The organism is Flavihumibacter rivuli (genome assembly GCF_018595685.2).
Lineage (GTDB): Bacteria > Bacteroidota > Bacteroidia > Chitinophagales > Chitinophagaceae > Flavihumibacter > Flavihumibacter rivuli.
On sequence record NZ_CP092334.1, the window covers coordinates 112,859 to 127,100 of the forward strand.

The 14,242-nt window shown below is 47.0% G+C and carries 12 protein-coding genes, 1 tRNA gene and 1 riboswitch; of the genes, 9 read left to right on the forward strand and 4 right to left on the reverse strand.

From position 1 onward, the window contains the following. Nucleotides 1–553: 553 nt before the first annotated feature. Nucleotides 554–1,750 carry a 4-hydroxy-3-methylbut-2-enyl diphosphate reductase gene (locus tag KJS94_RS00495; RefSeq protein ID WP_214446804.1) on the reverse strand — a complete coding sequence of 399 codons (1,197 nt, stop codon included), beginning with the start codon at nt 1,748–1,750 and terminating at the stop codon, nt 554–556. Nucleotides 1,751–1,953: 203 nt separating this feature from the next. Here KJS94_RS00495 and KJS94_RS00500 point away from each other — a divergent pair, with 203 nt between their 5' ends. Beyond that, entirely contained in the window at nt 1,954–3,237 is a 1,284-nt protein-coding gene (locus tag KJS94_RS00500) for an alpha-amylase family glycosyl hydrolase (protein ID WP_239804230.1), read from the forward strand. A gap of 70 nt (nt 3,238–3,307) precedes the next feature. Here KJS94_RS00500 and KJS94_RS00505 read toward each other — a convergent pair whose 3' ends face one another. Then, the gene (locus KJS94_RS00505; RefSeq protein ID WP_214446806.1) at nt 3,308–4,795 is read right to left on the reverse strand and encodes a trypsin-like peptidase domain-containing protein; all 1,488 of its coding nucleotides are present in this window, start codon (nt 4,793–4,795) and stop codon (nt 3,308–3,310) included. A 174-nt stretch (nt 4,796–4,969) separates the two neighbouring features. After that, on the reverse strand, nt 4,970–5,971 hold the full coding sequence (locus KJS94_RS00510) for an acyl-CoA reductase (protein ID WP_239804231.1): 1,002 nt from the start codon (nt 5,969–5,971) through the stop codon (nt 4,970–4,972). Nucleotides 5,972–6,030: 59 nt separating this feature from the next. On the opposite strand from KJS94_RS00510, the gene KJS94_RS00515 reads away from it, so the two are divergent. The 4 genes from KJS94_RS00515 to KJS94_RS00530 all read left to right on the forward strand — a co-directional run bounded on the left by KJS94_RS00515 (nt 6,031) and on the right by KJS94_RS00530 (nt 8,789). After that, on the forward strand, nt 6,031–6,378 hold the full coding sequence (locus tag KJS94_RS00515) for a 4Fe-4S dicluster domain-containing protein (RefSeq protein ID WP_214446807.1): 348 nt from the start codon (nt 6,031–6,033) through the stop codon (nt 6,376–6,378). A gap of 219 nt (nt 6,379–6,597) precedes the next feature. Then, the gene (locus KJS94_RS00520; RefSeq protein ID WP_214446808.1) at nt 6,598–7,590 is read left to right on the forward strand and encodes a D-alanine--D-alanine ligase; all 993 of its coding nucleotides are present in this window, start codon (nt 6,598–6,600) and stop codon (nt 7,588–7,590) included. 47 nt (nt 7,591–7,637) lie between these two features. Continuing rightward, nucleotides 7,638–8,456: a PASTA domain-containing protein gene (locus KJS94_RS00525; protein ID WP_239804232.1), complete on the forward strand. Its 819-nt coding sequence runs from the start codon at nt 7,638–7,640 to the stop codon at nt 8,454–8,456. Between the two features lie 18 nt (nt 8,457–8,474). Further along, nucleotides 8,475–8,789 carry a rhodanese-like domain-containing protein gene (locus KJS94_RS00530; protein ID WP_214446809.1) on the forward strand — a complete coding sequence of 105 codons (315 nt, stop codon included), beginning with the start codon at nt 8,475–8,477 and terminating at the stop codon, nt 8,787–8,789. Nucleotides 8,790–8,890: 101 nt separating this feature from the next. On the opposite strand, the gene KJS94_RS00535 is transcribed toward KJS94_RS00530, so the two are convergent. Next, complete coding sequence (locus KJS94_RS00535; RefSeq protein WP_214446810.1) at nt 8,891–11,239, reverse strand: TonB-dependent receptor; 2,349 nt, start codon at nt 11,237–11,239, stop codon at nt 8,891–8,893. Between the two features lie 63 nt (nt 11,240–11,302). Next, nucleotides 11,303–11,409, reverse strand: a riboswitch (TPP riboswitch). 106 nt (nt 11,410–11,515) lie between these two features. Between KJS94_RS00535 and KJS94_RS00540 the strand changes: the two genes are divergently transcribed. The 4 genes from KJS94_RS00540 to era all read left to right on the forward strand — a co-directional run bounded on the left by KJS94_RS00540 (nt 11,516) and on the right by era (nt 14,185). Then, on the forward strand, nt 11,516–12,238 hold the full coding sequence (locus tag KJS94_RS00540) for a head GIN domain-containing protein (protein ID WP_214446811.1): 723 nt from the start codon (nt 11,516–11,518) through the stop codon (nt 12,236–12,238). A 28-nt stretch (nt 12,239–12,266) separates the two neighbouring features. Next, entirely contained in the window at nt 12,267–12,986 is a 720-nt protein-coding gene (locus KJS94_RS00545) for a head GIN domain-containing protein (RefSeq protein WP_214446812.1), read from the forward strand. Between the two features lie 128 nt (nt 12,987–13,114). Next, nucleotides 13,115–13,186, forward strand: a tRNA-Met gene (locus KJS94_RS00550). Nucleotides 13,187–13,312: 126 nt separating this feature from the next. Further along, nucleotides 13,313–14,185 (forward strand): GTPase Era, encoded by an 873-nt coding sequence (era, locus tag KJS94_RS00555; protein ID WP_214446813.1) that lies wholly within the window; start codon nt 13,313–13,315, stop codon nt 14,183–14,185. The last annotated feature ends 57 nt before the right edge of the window (nt 14,186–14,242 follow it).

Sequence of the window (14,242 nt, forward strand, 5' to 3'; positions counted from 1 at the left end):
AAAATGTGAACATTGAGTTATTTCAAAATACTTTTTTGTGAAAAATAAGCCCTTGAAATATGCAATACCGAAATATATTAAAATGATGTTGATATAAAGACTAGGAAGATTGATAAAGTCATCAGTAAGAATATGGGAAATTATTCCAAGAATTGTTGAAGTAGAAACAATAAAAAGTAAGGAAATACTCTTGTTTACTAATTTGCCAATATAATTCGCTAATAAAAAGATTTCAGCTACATTGAACAAGAACCCTACAAGATAGAAGTATTTTCCGTAGTACCTTGAATAGTTGAAAATTACTATAAAGGTTGTTAATGTGACATCTATCAATAAGTAAGGCCTTATATACTTATATTCTATGGTAGTTTTATCCTTGCAATATTTAAGGCAAATCAATGCACTTAGCGTAATGAAAATTAGCTGAACAGCTTGTAAGTTATGAGCAAGTTGTATCATTTGGTTCCCAAAGTACAATCAAATCTAATTAGATAAGATAGGTGTTTTAACCCATTTTAAGATTTAAGGGTAAGCCAAAGATTACAATTGTATTTTAATCATTCAACTTACATAGTATTTTAATTTTTTCAATCACGCCCTCAACCCTGGCATCCGGGCAGGAAGCGCCACTGGTGATCAGGATGGTAATATTCTCCTTTTTGGGGAGAAAGTCCAAGGAAACTAATTCTTCTTTTGTATGGTAGTTAAAATGATGGATCTCGCTGGCGGAGAGGATCCTGTCTTCGTGGTCAATAAAGAAGGTGGGTAACTTTGTTTCGCACAATTCCACCAGGTGGGTGGTATTGGAGGAATTATAGCCGCCAATGACAATGGCCAGGTCGGCAGGGGTTTCCAGCATTCCAATCACAGCGGTCTGGTTGTCGCTGGTGGCGTAACAGAGGGTGTCCCTGGTGTCGGCAAAACGTTCTGCAATCGTGGTGTTGTCGAGACCGTAATGTTCCATCACAACTTGCTTGAGGTAATCGGCAATGGCCTGGGTGTCTGAAGCCAGTTGGGTAGTTTGGTTTACTACCCCGAAACGGTCCAGGTCTTTGTTGATGTCAAAGCCATGGGAATGCCTGCCCTTGAATTCATCATAGAATTGTTCCGCAGGTTTTTGCTTCCTGATATAGGCGGCCAGTTCCACGGCCTCGGTCATATCATTCACCACAACGGACGGGGCATGTGCGCTGGCGTGGGAGAAGGTGGCCCTTGTCTCTTCATGCCTGGGTTTGCCATGTATAACGATGCTATAACCCTTCCGGGCGATCTGCTCACTCCTGTTCCAAACCTTTTCAACGAAAGGACAGGTGGTGTTGTATTTTTCAATGGTGATTCCCTTGTCTCGCAGTACCTGCTCAATATCAAGTGTAGTGCCAAAGGCCGGTATCAAAACGATATCGTCCTTGCCCACTGATTCAAAGGGGATGAGTTGGTTGCCGTAGGTATCCTGCAGGAACTTAACCCCATAGGCCTGCAGGTCAGCGTTTACCTGGGGGTTATGGATCATTTCACTCAGCAGGTAGATATTCTTGCCGGGATTTTCCTCAACCGTCCTGAAAGCGATCTCAATGGCGTTCTCTACTCCATAGCAAAAACCGAAATGCCTGGCGAGGTAAATCTTTAAGGTCCCAAAATCGATCAGGGTGGGGGAGAAGTCCTTTTTCAGGCGGTCTTCCTGTTTGCGCTTTTGCTTGATGGCACTGATCAATGGGCTTCTGTAAAAGGCGGGTACCTCAAATTGCTTCATTTCGATCTTTTTTTCTTTCCGGAACTAACAACTGCAAAGGTAGTTAGTTTGGACTTCAGGCTTGCAAAGCAGTTTTTCGGTATTTTCACAGAAATAGCTACTGCATGTTTCAGCCTTTGAAAGTTTTTTCCCTTGCCCTTGCCTTGGGGGCATCTTTATCACAAGTTTCGGCCCAGGGACCGATTCAACAACCCCCATCAAGCATGGAACAGGATCAATTCAAACCCGTTGATTGGAGTTATTCAACAAACATCTATGAGGTCAACCTCAGGCAATATACCCGTGAAGGCAATTTCAAGGCCTTTACCAGGGAGATGCCCAGGTTGAGGAAGATGGGGGTGGAAGTGCTATGGTTCATGCCCATTACCCCTATCGCTACTGAGAAACGCAAGGGTACCCTCGGCAGCTATTATGCTTGTTCAGATTATACCTCCACCAACCCAGAATACGGAACGGTTGCCGACTTCAAGGCATTGGTTGAGGAAGCCCATCAATTGGGGTTCAAGGTCATTATTGACTGGGTGGCTAACCATACCGGCTGGGGCCATACCTGGACCAGGACCCATCCTGATTATTTCAAGAAGAATGAGAAAGGGGAGTTCTATGACCGGAATGGCTGGGATGATGTGATCGACCTGGATTATTCCAACCCCAATATGAGAAGTGACATGATCGAGGCCATGCGTTTTTGGGTGAAGGAGTGTGATATTGATGGATTCCGGTGTGATATGGCTATGCTGGTGCCCCTGGATTTCTGGAAAACAGCCCGGTCCAGTTTGGATAAGGAGAAGAAATTGTTCTGGCTGGCTGAATGTGAAGAGGCCAACTACCATGAGGCTTTTGATGCCACCTATACCTGGGAATGGATGCATAAGACCGCTGATTACTACAAAAAGAAAACGACCATTGCCGGCCTGGATAGTTTGCTGGATAAGTATGAAACCAGCTTTTTGCCCAGTTCTTTCCGCACTTTCTTTACCAGCAACCATGATGAAAACAGTTGGAATGGCACAGAATATGAAAAGTATGGTGATATGGCCAGGTCCCTTGCTGTTTTTAGCTGCACCTGGAACGGTATACCCATGCTTTATTCCGGACAGGAATTACCCAATAAGAAGCGCCTGAAGTTTTTTGAGAAGGACCCGATTGAATGGAACGGGACCTATGCCCTGGAAGGATTTTATAGGACCCTACTGACCCTGCATAAGACCCATCCCGCACTCAGGGCAGGCGATCCTGCTGCCCGTACCTACAGGTTAAAAACATCGGCTAATGACCGGATATTCGCCTTCCTCCGCAAGAATGGGGATGCCGAGGTATTGGTGCTGCTAAACCTTTCGCCGGAAGATGGGGTCAATTTTACCATCCAGGACGACCTGGTAAAAGGGCAATACCGTAATGCATTTGGGGACTCCCCCCAGGACTTCTCCGGGCACATGAATTACCGTTTGGGCGCCTGGGATTTCAGGGTCTTCGTAAAGAAGTAAACTTGCAGGTAAACCGAAATAAAAAAGCTGCCCAAAAAGGCAGCTTTTTCTATTGTAAGCATCTGTAATATTATTCAGTGAGTCGCATGGGGTAGCGGAAAACGCCTTCATAGCCGGGATACATACCATCGAGGGTAACCGAAGATCCCGCCTTTTCCAATTCAGCGCGGAATTGTTCAACGGTGGAAACATCCTTGCCATTCACCTTCAGGATCACAAAGCCTTCTTCCATCCTTGTTTTGCTGAAGGCACCTTTGTCGTCAATGCCCCTCACGATCACACCGCCTTTTACTCCCAGTTCCTTGGCCAGTTTTCCATCGATGGTCGCCAGGTCGGCTCCTAACTTATCCAGGACACTTGATTTTACCACTTCTGTGGTTCCACTGCTGTTACGCAATACCACTTCACTGATAAAGTCCTTTCCATCGCGCCTGTAACCGATCTTCACCTTATCGCCGGGGCGGTAAGTAGCAATCTGCCCTACCATCTCAGCACCGCTCTTTACGGGCACATTGTTGATGCGGGTAATGAAGTCGCCTTTCTTGATGCCACCGGCTGCTGCAGCACCGTCCTTGGTAACATCCAAAACAAACACGCCTTCCCCCTCCTTGATGCCTTGTTCTTTTTTGATCTCATCGCTAAGGTTATCGGGGGCGTAATTAATGCCCAGGTATGCCCTTTGTACGGTGCCGAATTTCATCAGGTCGGCCACGATCTTCTTTACGATGTTCACCGGGATGGTGAAGGAATACCCCGCGTAGGAACCGGTGGGAGAAGCGATGGCTGAGTTGATACCGATCAGTTGACCAGCTGTGTTGACCAGCGGTCCGCCGCTATTGCCAGGGTTCACTGCTGCATCGGTTTGGATAAATGACTCAATGGGGGTTCGGCTTTGCCTTTTATTGATCTCGAGGGTCCGTCCTTTGGCACTAACAATACCTGCAGTAACGGTGGTTTCCAGGTTAAGGGGATAACCAATGGCCAGTACCCATTGACCTACTTGTACCTCATCGGAGTTGCCGTAAAGCAGGAAGGGCAAGTCTTTGGCTTCGATCTTAATAACGGCCAGGTCACTGCTGGGGTCGGCCCCTACCAGTTTGGCCTTGTAGGACTTCTTATCGCTCATGGTAACGGTGATCTCATCCGCACCATCCACTACGTGGTTATTGGTAACGATATAGCCATCATCACTAATGATCGCACCGGAGCCGGAGGCCATTTGGGGCAGGGTCCTGGGGGACATGTCCTCATCCCAGTCGAACCCAAACAGATCAAACAACGGACTTCTCCTGGGCAGGTTATTGCTGGCAGTCCTGGTTGCCTTGGTCTTAATGTGTACGGTAGCGGGAATGGAGGATGCTGCTGCCTGCTGGAAATCGGTTGGGGACCCATTAACACCATCAAAAAGCCCTGCATAGTTTGCCGGTATCTTACTACCTGCCTCTGCATTGGTATAAGGGGTCAGATTATTTCCTGCAAACTTGTTATAGGCCCACATGCTACCTACGGATGTAGCTGCGCTGATCAGGATAACGGGAACAATCTGTTGTAGTTTCATATTCCTGTTCTTTTTCTTTTTGTAATTTCTGTCAAAGCTTATGCCTTACCACCACAATTTAATAAAGGCGACAAGTTTTCAGTTTCTACTGATCCCAGTTTAACATATGTTTTACTAAGGTCTTCGTAGATGCTAAGCTAAAGTTAATGATTATTAGCAAGTTGTCAGCCATCCTTAGAGCGACTGCAAAAATGCCATGGTGTCTACCCCATCAGCAAAATCACCCAGTTCGGGACACTGTGCCCCGCCGAAGGGGATCTGTCCATGGCCTACGATACATTGAACAGTTTCATTGCCTTTAAGGTTTACTTCCACTGCTTTCCTGTCTTCATAAAACTCATAATGGATCTGCCCGATAGCAGAAAAGATCGCCGGGTTCTCTATCAATAACACGGACCCATTGGTCATGTAGAACTGGTTGTTCAACAGGTGAATGGCCAATTGGTAATCGTAATTGTTCTTATACTTATTGTGTTCGAAGAAATGGAGGTATTTCTTCATGGCCTCCAATAGGGGAACAAAATCATAGTTTTTGGGCACGTATAGCTTGGTCACATTCCTGCAGCCCAGGCCAAAATACTGGTGGGTGTCATCTGCCAGGAGCTCCAGTTCCTTACTTGTTTCGGTGCCATCCAAAATTGCCACCGAGCTCCTGTTGCGACGGATGATGGAGGGATATTTGCTAAAGTAGTAATCGAAATACCGGGCCGTATTGTCGCTGCCGGTGGCAATATAGGCCTCACAGCCTTTGAGGGAATCGGCAAATGAAACCAGGTTTTGGAGGGTTACTTCCTTTTGGTAGAGGTACCTGATCAGGTATTTGAAAAGTACATCGTCCTTGGAGGAAAGCTTGACGGTTGCCCGGTGGCCACTGAGGAACACGCAAAGCCAATCGTGAAAACCAACCAGGGGGATATTTCCGGCCATTACGATCCCGACGTTTCGGGGTTCCGAAGGGGTGTCCGGGACATTATAGGCTTTGGCGAAACCGGCCAGCTTGTCTGCCTGCAGGAAATTACGGACGATATTGTTGGCCGCAAGGTCAATGAATTCGGGGGTGAACCAGCCATTGGCCGCCTGGGCCTTCAGTTTGGTTTCCTGCCATTCAATAGGATTATTTTCAATATGTTCGCCCAGTTGAACCAATAAATCGATCCGGTGTTGTAAATTCAACATGTCCCTATAAATTTGCGTGCAAAGTTAACTTATATCATACCCATTAAAAATTTGCATCCATGGCAATCAAAATAACCGAAGAATGTATCAATTGCGGTGCCTGCGAGCCCGAATGTCCCAATAATGCTATTTATGAAGGTGGGGTTGAGTGGGCCCTCAGTGATGGCACTTCTGTAAAGGGAGGCTTTACCCTGATGGATGGAACGGTGATTGATGCAGACCAGCGCAATTCCCCTATCAGTGTAGATACCTATTACATTGTACCGAATAAGTGTACCGAGTGCCAGGGCTTTCATGAGGAACCCCAGTGTGCGGCTGTATGCCCGGTAGACTGCTGTGTACCGGATGAAATGTACCAGGAAACCGTTGAAGAACTGATGGCCAAGAAAGAGAAATTGCACCTGTAATGGCCATAAAAAATTGTTGGGCATAAGGATTTATTCCTTAACTTAACAACACAGAAAAGTTTTACTAGTAGCGTAAGCTACTTCTAGCAGGCGGGTGATATTTCCCGTCGGATAACGGGTGAAGGAAGCCAATCCTTCACCTTTTTTTATGAATTATTTTGAGCCTTGGGTCTATACCTTGAAATTTGATGACCCAAATCAACAAAGTACAGTTTTACGATGAGCAAAAAACCTGTTATCGCCTTCCTAACCGGCGGGTACTCCGGGGAAGCGGAGATCTCCTACAAGAGTGCTATTACGATCGAGAATAATATTGACAAGGACAAGTATGAGGTGTATAAGATCGATATCAGGAAGGATGGCTGGTGGCATACTACCGGTGATGGTCAAACGACAGGGGTAGACCGTAATGACTTTTCGCTTACTGTTGCTGGCAATAAGGTGACTTTTGATGCAGTATTGATCGGGATCCATGGTACGCCGGGAGAAGACGGGAAACTGCAAGGCTATTTCGATATGTTGGGTATCCCCTATACCAGTTGCGATGCCGCCACTTCCGCACTAACTTTCAATAAGCGTTATACGGTAGCAGTAGCTGCTTTTTCAGGAATCAATGTGGCACGTTCCCTCCACCTTTTCCGCCATACACCGGTCGATCCCTTGCAAGTTGCGTCACAATTGCAATTGCCGGTGTTTGTAAAGCCCAATAATGGGGGTAGCAGCATTGGTATGAGCAAGGTGAATAAGGCCGAAGATATGGCAGAAGCCCTGCGCAAGGCCTTTAATGAAGATGACCAGGTTTTGGTGGAAGAGTTCATTTCCGGCAGGGAATTTACGATCGGGGTATTCAAAACAGGAGGCAAGATCATGACCCTTCCGTTCACGGAGGTGATCAGTAAGAAGGAGTTCTTTGATTTCGAAGCCAAATACCAGGGATTGAGTGAAGAGATCACCCCCGCCGTGGTGGATGAGTCCATCGCGGAGAAAGTCAGGTCTGCCGCAAAAAGAGTTTATGAGGTATTCAATTGCCGGGGTGTGGTAAGGATCGACTTTATTTACAATGAGGCTAAAGGGGAGCCTTATATGCTGGAAATAAACACTGTACCCGGACAAAGTGAAGCCAGCATTGTGCCCCAGCAGGTGAGGGCAATGGGCTGGACCCTAAAGGACTTCTATTCGGCTTTGATAGATGAGGCCTTGGCCCTTAAATAATTTTTGTTTTCTTTGGAATCCATATCCTTACCATAAAAATCTGATACGTGTTTGCATTTATCACAAAAAAGCCACTTTGGGTCAATATCCTTTTCGCCTTCGGGTTAATGGCCGCATTGATCCTGATCTTTTTCGGGTCACTCGAATTCCTTACCAAACACGGGGATGTAGTGGTGGTGCCCAGTGTTACCGGGAAGTCCCTGGAAGAAGCCCGGAAAACGCTGGAAGAAAAAGGGTTTGAAGTGGTGATCCAGGATTCAGTTTACCGCGATACCCTTGCTCCCCTGGCGATCATCAAGCAGTTTCCAGAATCTGATGCATCGGTGAAGGTTAACCGTACGGTTTACCTTACGGTGAACAGGGCTGTGCCTCCGGATGTGGTGATGCCCAACCTGGTGGGTATGAGCGTGAGGAATGCGGCCATTGTACTGAAACAATTTGGTTTGAAAATGGGGGACACTACTTATCGCCCTGATTTTGCGAAGAATTCTGTGCTTACACAGTTGTATAATGGCCAGGATGTAAAGCCAGGAACCAAATTGCCTATGGGAAGTTCCATTGCGTTGGTCCTGGGAAGTGGACTGGCAAATGTTGATATGTCGGTTCCGGATCTTTTTGGAATGACCCATGCGGAAGCGAAAGTCTTATTGGAATCCACCGGTATTAGTTTTGGGGCACAGGTACTGGATGCCGATGTAAGGGATACGGCAACTGCTTATATTTACCGGCAGAGCCCGGAGAGGTTTACTTCAGACAGGACCGTAAACCGGATCAGGCCTGGACAAATGATCGATGTTTGGCTCAGTACACAAAAGCCAACCCGGATCGATTCCCTTGCCACCCCAGTTCAGGAAAACAATTATTAATAATAAACCACCCAGCTAATGGAAAATATTACTGTTGAAGAACTTAAGGCAAGGATGGATGCCGGAGAAAAATTGAATGTAATTGATGTTCGCGAGCCGGAAGAGTATGCCGAGTTCAATATTGGCGCTAAATTGATACCCCTGGGAAAGATCCAGGCCATGCAGATTGATGATCTGGAAGACCTTAAGAATGAGGAGTTAATCATCCATTGCAGGAGTGGTAAGCGTAGCCTTACCGCTTGCCTGTTCCTTGAGGCGATGGGTTTCACCAACACCAAGAACCTGGAGGGAGGTATGCTTGCCTGGCAGGATAAGTTTGGTGCCGCAAAATAAATATTACACGCTTGTGATGAAGTGACCGGCCCGCCTGGCTTGTTCTGCTTCTTCTTATTGTAAAGAAAAACCCGCTGGAGCAAAGCCAGCGGGTTTTTATCTTATAACCTGATGTTCAAACCTGCCATCCAGTTGATACCTGCCATGGGATAAACATAGTTTTCGGTTGTCATTAGGTTGTTATAGATGTAGCTGAAAGTATAACCGTTCGGTTCGTAGAGTTTGTTGAAGAGGTTGTTCACCTGGAAGATGAAATTGACCTCCCTTGCCAGTTTGCGGCTAAGGGTATAGCTGAGGCGCAAATCTTGTACGTAATACGGGTCCAGGCTTCGCTCTGCCTTTCCTGTATTGTCAAGATATTGACGGCCTACATATTTGCTGATCACGGCAATTTCTGCATTGGAGACCGGGTAAATGTAAAGTGTTGCCCCTCCTACTACAGCCGGAGAGAATGCTATATCCGATTTGTTATAGTTGACTTCTTTTTGCCCACCGTTGTCATAATCGTCCAGGAATTCTGTGAAATCGATCACCTTATTTTCGCTTAACGTGAGGTTGGCTGCCAGTTTCATCCAACTGGTGAGTTTGGCTGATGCCTGTAGCTCTACGCCCAATCTGTAGCTCTTGGGGATATTGGTGCGGGTATAGGCCCCAACATCATTCACTTTGCCTGTTAATACCAGTTGATCACGGTAATGCATGTAGAAAAGATTGGCGCCAAGGGTATAGGTTGAGGTCTTCTTTTCCAATCCTAGTTCAACATCATAGAGGGTTTCATGCCTTGGCTGCTGGGTGGCGCCCGCTTCAAAATCATCCCTGTTGGGTTCCTTGTTCGCAACGCCAAATGAGGCGTAGGCACTCCAGTTCTTATGGCGGTAGCTGATGCCCAATTTGGGATTGAAGAAATTGTACCTGTTGTCCGTGGCAAGGGTAGGGTTATCACGGAATCCTTCAATATCATAGCGGACATTGCGTAGTTGGAGGTCAACAAAACTTTCCCATTTTTCACCAAGTTGCTGTTGCCATTTCCCATACACCGAGAAATCAGTCTTCAGGGCATCAAGATCATACCATTTGTGGTTGTCAGGTACCCCGATCTTTCCCCAGATCACTTTGCCGTAATGCTGCCCATCATACCTGTTGTAGCCACCCCCAAAGGTCAGCTGTGTTTTTTTGTGCTTGTACTGCAGGCTATAAATTGTTCCGTAATAGTAGTTATCAAGCCATAGTTGCCGGATCAGGTCTGTACTGGTTATGGTCTCATTTCCTACTGTAACAGGCTGCAGGCCGTATTTCCCAAAGCCCTCATCGGCCTTGTATTGCTCATAATAACCCCTTCCCCTGGTGAGGAATGTGGCAATATTAAAACTAAGCTTCTCGGATGCGCTATGGTTAAAGAACAGTTGGTAATGGTCCTGCTGGTAGTTGTCTGTTTCATTATCGTAGGGCTCACCAGGCCTTTCGGTGCCTGCGATATTGCAGGTGCGGCAATTGCCCACTTCAGACTGGGGAATACCATACCAGGCCTGGTAGGTCTTTTCCTTCCCGGAGAAAACATTCAGTCTTAAGGAAGACTTGCCTGAAAGATAGGCAGTAGAAAGGTAAAAGGATTTGAGGTCGCTGCTGGCCCTGTCAATGTACCCGTCACTACTGATGCGGGAAAGCCTTGCATCAATGGTGAAATGATCGCTGATGAGCCCGCTTCCAGCCTTTATGGTGTTTTTCCAGGTGTTGAAAGAGCCATAGCTATTGTTGAATTCTGCATAGGCTTCTTCCCTGAACTCGTTAGTGCTCATGGAAAGGGTGGCCCCGAACGCCCCTGCGCCATTACTGGAGGTGCCAACGCCCCTCTGGACCTGGACACTGCTAACGGAGGAAGCAAAATCTGGAAGGTTAACAAAGAAAACACCCTGGCTTTCGGCATCATTGTAGGGTATCCCGTTCAAGGTGACATTGATGCGGGTTGCGTCTGTTCCCCTGATCCTGATACCGGTATAGCCCACCCCATTACCTGCATCCGAACTCACTACCACACTAGGCGTCTGGTTAAGCAGGAAGGGGATATCCTGACCAAGGTTTTGTTTGCTGATCTCCTTCTGGCTGATATTGGTCTTGGCAAAAGGGGCCTGTTCACTGGCCCTTGTTGCTTTCACCTCCACTGGCTGAAGGAATAGGTTTTGCCTTTCTAACTGGATGGCGGTCAGGTCTGCCGTCGACCTGCCCTGGGTTGACTTATAGCCAATTGCTGTCAGGATAAAGCTTGGGGTCTTTTCAGGAATGGAAGCCAGGCCGTTTTTGTCGGTGAGTACCACCTGTCCATTGGGGAGTTCAATACTTACACCTTCCAGTGGCTGGCCATTGGATTTGTCGGTTACCTTAACCTGGCGGGTTTGCGCCAATAATGGGGAAATCAATAAAGAGAAGCAGATCCCCAAAAGCAATTTTTTCATGTTTACACCTTGTTGAATTGAAAAAAATGATTTGAGAGAAATGCTGCGAAAGCAAAAGGAGAGCAATAAAAAGTCCACCTTCCCTGCGCAGGCATTACCCTGTTCAGGTTCTACGGGTATCATCTCAGCCTGGGCGGTTTTACCCGCTTTCAGCACCCCGAGGAATCTGATTGTTGATTACGGCCGTAATAAGGGAACGAAATTAAGGGCATTTTTAAAAATTCCTGTAACATTCTTGTATCCTCATCCGTCACACCTTAAAACAAACTGAATTTTATGAAAAAAGTGTTTTTGGCGATAGCGGCCATCATCGTTTCAACAGGGGTCTTTGCCCAGGCAACTACAGTAAAGGATGCCAATGCGGTAGAACGCAAGGTAGGTGGGTTTACAGGTGTGAAGGTGTCTAGTGGGATCGAACTGTTGATCCAGCAGGGGGATAATGATGCCGTTGCGGTTAGCTGTAACAAGCCCGAGCATCTCGGTAAGATCAAGACCGAGGTTGAAGGGGGCGTATTGAAGATCTACATAGATAACAATGGATGGGATTGGAAGTGGAGAAATAATACCAAGTTCAAGGCCTATGTGTCGGTTAAGGAGATCAATAAACTGGTTGCTAGTTCCGGTGCGGACGTGAAGGTGAGCGGGGTGATCAATTTCAACCAGCTTGATGTGGATGTGAGTTCAGGTGCTATCCTTACCGGTAGTTTCAAGGGTAAGGTAATGAAGGTGGATAACAGTAGTGGTGCTATTTCCGATTTATCCGGCAGTGTGGATGACTTGACCGTAGATGCAAGCAGCGGGGCTATCTTCAGGGGATATGACCTGTCGAGTGTAAATTGCAAGGCTGATGCCAGCAGTGGGGGCTCAGTGAAGATCACCGTAACGAAGGAGTTGAGTGCCGATGCCAGCAGTGGCGGATTGGTTCAATACAAGGGAGGTGGCGTGATCAGGAACCTGAAAACCAGCAGTGGTGGTAGTGTCAAATCATCCAGTAAGTAAAAGAGTATTCAACAATAAGCGAATAGCAATGAAAAAGATTATTGTACTAGGGCTGTCGCTGTTAGTGGCAGTGTCCATGCAGGCGCAAAAGTTCATCATTAACGATAGCAATGCAAAGCTGAGGCAGGTTGGGAGTTTTACAGGGGTAAAGGTCTCCAGTGCCATTGATACCTATATATCACAGGGGGAGGAGAATGCCGTTGCGGTAAGTGCTTCGGATGAATCCAGCAGGGACCGGATAAGGACAGAGGTGAAGGATGGTGTATTGCATGTATGGTTTGATGCCAAGGGCTGGACAGATTGGAGGGGAAACAAGCGATTGAAGGCATATATTTCCGTACGGGAGATAAACCTTATCAAGGCAGATGGCGCCTGTGATGTAAAACTGATGGGGAAGGTCAAGACGGACAAGCTGGTTGTTGACCTGAGCGGAGCCAGTGATATTGAAGGGGAGCTGGAATGCAAGGAGCTTAATGTAGATGTATCGGGTGCCAGTGATATCAAGTTGAAGGGCAGCGTTGGGAATATCAACCTTAGTGCCAGTGGGGCAAGCTCCCTGAAAGGATATGACCTGGTTACGGATTATCTTGATGTTGATGCCAGTGGTGCTTCTTCCGTGTACATTACCGTGAACAAGGAGATGAAAGTAAAGGCCAGCGGGGCCAGTGATATCAAGTACAAAGGACCGGGCGTGATCAGGGATATGAAGTCGAGTGGCGCCAGCAGTATTTCCAGGAAGGACGGATAGTCATATAGGCAAATAAAAAATATGCAAGCCCAAAGCCCCGCCAATCGGGGCTTTGGGCTTTCCTTAACGAAATAGTTCAAAATTTTTTTGGGAGGGAAAGTATAGCGTATTACCTTTGCAATCCAAATCGCGAAGTAGAGCAGCGGTAGCTCGTCGGGCTCATAACCCGAAGGTCGGAGGTTCGATCCCTCCCTTCGCAACAAGCAAGGGGGACCCAAAAAAGTCCCCTTTTTTTATTCTCATGCAGGCAGCCGTTCTGCGCATTGGAATCTGATTACCTCCTGTATTTCTTTGGCGTAAACCGTGTTGCCTTAAATTGATAAGCGATGAAGGTAGGTTTCGTCAATATTTTCGGTAAGCCCAATGCTGGTAAAAGCACTTTGCTGAACGCCTTTTTAGGTGAGAAACTGGCCATTGTATCACCGAAAGTGCAAACCACCCGCCACAGGATCAAGGGTATCCTTTCTGAACCCGGTTACCAGGTCATTTTTTCTGATACTCCCGGAATCATCGAACCCAAATACAAGTTGCACGAGCGTATGATGCAGGCCGTTAAGAGTGCCCTGGAAGACGCCGACCTTGCCCTTTTATTGGTGGATGTGAATGATAACCTGGAGGAGAGTGATGGCATTTTCAGCTCCCTTCGCCTGAAAGTTCCGGCAGTATTGGTGATCAATAAGATCGATAGCGCTACAAGTGCCCGCCTGGAAGAAGTAAAGGCCTACTTTACCGGAAAGGCCTATGTGAAGGATATGGTAGCGGTCTCTGCACTTAACAAGCATGGGCTTGATGAGCTTTTGCAAAAAGTGCTGTCTTACCTTCCGGAAGGGGAGCCCTTCTTTGATGAAGAAAACCTAACGGACCTGCCTACCCGATTTTTTGTGGGTGAGTTGATCAGGGAGCAGGTTTACCAGCTTTACCAGGATGAGATCCCCTACCATACGGCAGTGCTGGTTCAGGAGTTCAAGGAAAAGTCGACCCTGATCAAGATCCAGGCTGATATAATAGTACAGCGGGATACCCAGAAGGGTATCATCCTGGGGGAACGGGGCAAAATGATCAAGGAATTGGGAACGAGGGCAAGGAAGGAAATTGAGAAATTCCTTGGCCAGAAGGTTTTCCTGGAACTCTTTGTGAAAGTGCGTCCCAAGTGGAGGGATAATGACCTGCACCTCAAGGAGTATGGTTACAATGGTTGATGGGGGCAGGTGAGGGAAATAGAAACAGGGATATTTAATAAAACAAGCTCAGGCTTT

What these genes read in the sequence shown, in the direction of transcription:
- era (WP_214446813.1), top strand. Translation starts at nt 13,313, where the DNA reads ATGAAGGTAGGTTTCGTCAATATTTTCGGTAAGCCCAATGCTGGTAAA.
- KJS94_RS00535 (WP_214446810.1), bottom strand. Translation starts at nt 11,239, where the DNA reads ATGAAAAAATTGCTTTTGGGGATCTGCTTCTCTTTATTGATTTCCCCA.
- KJS94_RS00505 (WP_214446806.1), bottom strand. Translation starts at nt 4,795, where the DNA reads ATGAAACTACAACAGATTGTTCCCGTTATCCTGATCAGCGCAGCTACA.
- KJS94_RS00520 (WP_214446808.1), top strand. Translation starts at nt 6,598, where the DNA reads ATGAGCAAAAAACCTGTTATCGCCTTCCTAACCGGCGGGTACTCCGGG.
- KJS94_RS00540 (WP_214446811.1), top strand. Translation starts at nt 11,516, where the DNA reads ATGAAAAAAGTGTTTTTGGCGATAGCGGCCATCATCGTTTCAACAGGG.
- KJS94_RS00530 (WP_214446809.1), top strand. Translation starts at nt 8,475, where the DNA reads ATGGAAAATATTACTGTTGAAGAACTTAAGGCAAGGATGGATGCCGGA.
- KJS94_RS00500 (WP_239804230.1), top strand. Translation starts at nt 1,954, where the DNA reads ATGGAACAGGATCAATTCAAACCCGTTGATTGGAGTTATTCAACAAAC.
- KJS94_RS00495 (WP_214446804.1), bottom strand. Translation starts at nt 1,750, where the DNA reads ATGAAGCAATTTGAGGTACCCGCCTTTTACAGAAGCCCATTGATCAGT.
- KJS94_RS00515 (WP_214446807.1), top strand. Translation starts at nt 6,031, where the DNA reads ATGGCAATCAAAATAACCGAAGAATGTATCAATTGCGGTGCCTGCGAG.
- KJS94_RS00545 (WP_214446812.1), top strand. Translation starts at nt 12,267, where the DNA reads ATGAAAAAGATTATTGTACTAGGGCTGTCGCTGTTAGTGGCAGTGTCC.
- KJS94_RS00510 (WP_239804231.1), bottom strand. Translation starts at nt 5,971, where the DNA reads ATGTTGAATTTACAACACCGGATCGATTTATTGGTTCAACTGGGCGAA.